We start from the raw sequence: 2,141 nt of genomic DNA, 5'->3' as shown, positions 1-2,141 counted from the left end.
CTCAACGCGCTCGAAGGCTCTCTAGCCCGACGGCTCGGCCGGCGACACGGCCGTGCTGCGCGAAGGCTACTCGGTGCTGCTGCGCGCCCTCTACCCGGCCTGCCCGCACATCACCCACGGCCTGTGGACCGAGCTGGGCTACGCCGCCGCGCTGGGCGACCTGCTGGACGCGCCCTGGCCGCAGGTGGACGAGGCCGCGCTGGTGCAGGACGAGATCGAGCTGGTGCTGCAGATCAACGGCAAGCTGCGCGGCGCGGTGAAGGTGCCGGCCTCGGCCGACAAGGCCGCCATCGAGGCCGCCGCGGTGGCCACCCTGGCCGACCCGGAGCTGCAGAAGTTCACCGAAGGCAAGCCGCCCAAGAAGGTGGTGGTGGTGCCGGGCCGTCTGGTCAATGTGGTGGTCTGAGGCAACGCCGGTGAGCGCATCCCACCCCACCCGCCGCAGTTGGACCCTGGGCCTGGCGGCCACCTCGCTGGCCGTGGCCCTGAGCGGCTGCGGCTTCGAGCTGCGCCGCCCGCCCGAGCTGCCCTACACCCGCATCGCGCTGGTGGGCTTCCCGGCCCGCTCGCCGATGGAGAGCGCGCTGCGCGCCGCCCTGCCCGACTCGGCCGAGGTGGTGCAAAGCACGGCCCAGGCCGAGGTGGTGCTGACCGCCGTGGACGACCGCACCTACCGCATCGTGGCCGCCTCGACCACCGCCGGCCAGGTGCGCGAGTTCCGCCTGCGGGTGCAGCTCAAGTTCCGCCTGAGCCGGCCCGATGGCCGTGTCCTGCTGAACGACACCGAGCTGCAGCGTGAACGCGACCTGAGCTACACGGAAACCGCCGCCCTGTCCAAGCAGACCGAGGAAGAGGCCCTGCTGCAGGAAATGCGCCAGGACCTGGCCCAGCAGGTGCTGCGCATGCTGGTGGTGGCGGCGCACAAGCCGCTGCCGCCCCTGCCGGCGGCCTCCGCCGCCTCGGCCCCCTGAGGGCCGACACGCGATGCAGGTCCGTTCCGACCAGCTGCCACAGCAGCTCGCCCGCGGGCTCAAGCCGCTGTACGTCGTGCACGGTGACGAGCCGCTGCTGGCCCAGGAGGCCGGCGACGCGGTGCGCGGCGCCGCCCGCGCGGCCGGCTACAGCGAGCGCGAGGTCTTCACCGTCAGCGGCGCCCACTTCGACTGGAGCGGCGTGCTGGGCGCGGCCCAGTCCATGGGCCTGTTCGGCGACCAGAAGCTCATCGAGATCCGCATCCCGTCGGGCAAGCCAGGCAAGGACGGCTCGGCCGCCCTGCAGCAGTACTGCGACCGCCTGCCCGAGGGCGTGCTGACCCTGGTGAACCTGCCGCGGCTGGACCGCCAGCAGTTGCAGGGTGCCTGGTTCCAGGCCCTGGAGCGGGTGGGCGTGAGCGTGCGGGTGGACCCGATCGAGCGGGCCCAGCTGCCCGCCTGGATCGCCCAGCGCCTGGCCGCCCAGGGCCAGCGCCTGCCCGCGGGCGAAGCCGGCCAGCAGGCCCTGGCCTTTTTTGCCGACCGGGTGGAGGGCAACCTGTTGGCCGCCCACCAGGAACTGCAGAAGCTGGCCCTGCTCTACCCCGGCGGCGAACTGAGCTTCGAGCAGATCGAGGAGGCCGTGCTGGACGTGGCCCGCTTCGACGTCTTCAAGCTGGGCACCGCGGTGCTGGCCGGCCAGGCCGGCCGGGCCCTGCGCATGCTCGACGGCCTGAAGGCCGAGGGCGAGGCCGCCGTGCTGGTGCACTGGACCCTGGCCGACGACATCCGCGCCCTGGCCCGGGTGCGGGCCGCCATGGACGAAGGCAAGCCCCTGCCGATGGCCCTGCGCGAGGCCCGGGTCTGGGGTGAGAAGGAGCGCCTGTTCGAGCGGGTGCTGCCCGGGCTGGACGGCGCCAAGGCCCAGGCCCTGGTGGCCGCGGCCAGCGTCTGCGACGGTCTGGTCAAGGGCCTGCGCCACCCGGACTGGCCGGAAGACGCCTGGGACGGCCTGCGCCGCCTGGTGCTGATGACGATCGACGCGGTGGCCACCCCGGCCCGGCGCGGCCAGCCCGCGCCGGCGCCGTTTAAACTGAAGGCCTGACCCCGTCGGCCCGGCCGATCGACCGCGGGCCCCGTTCCGCGGCCGAAGCCCCGCAACACATGCTG

At 73.7% G+C, this 2,141-nt stretch carries 2 protein-coding genes and 1 pseudogene; all 3 read left to right on the top strand.

Annotated elements, in window-relative coordinates; all coding sequences use genetic code 11:
• A pseudogene (locus I73_RS10410) lies at nucleotides 1-406 on the top strand (class I tRNA ligase family protein); the annotation flags it as partial.
• A 10-nt stretch (nucleotides 407-416) separates the two neighbouring features.
• On the top strand, nucleotides 417-971 hold the full coding sequence (gene lptE, locus I73_RS27280; protein ID WP_022980547.1) for an LPS assembly lipoprotein LptE: 555 nt from the start codon (nucleotides 417-419) through the stop codon (nucleotides 969-971).
• 13 nt (nucleotides 972-984) lie between these two features.
• Nucleotides 985-2,076 (top strand): DNA polymerase III subunit delta, encoded by a 1,092-nt coding sequence (gene holA, locus I73_RS10400; RefSeq protein WP_022980546.1) that lies wholly within the window; start codon nucleotides 985-987, stop codon nucleotides 2,074-2,076.
• The last annotated feature ends 65 nt before the right edge of the window (nucleotides 2,077-2,141 follow it).

The sequence above is a fragment of the Ideonella sp. B508-1 genome, assembly GCF_000333615.1.
GTDB lineage: Bacteria > Pseudomonadota > Gammaproteobacteria > Burkholderiales > Burkholderiaceae_C > Ideonella.
Note: the sequence above shows the minus strand (reverse complement) of the source record. Positions and strands in the feature narration are given on the sequence as shown.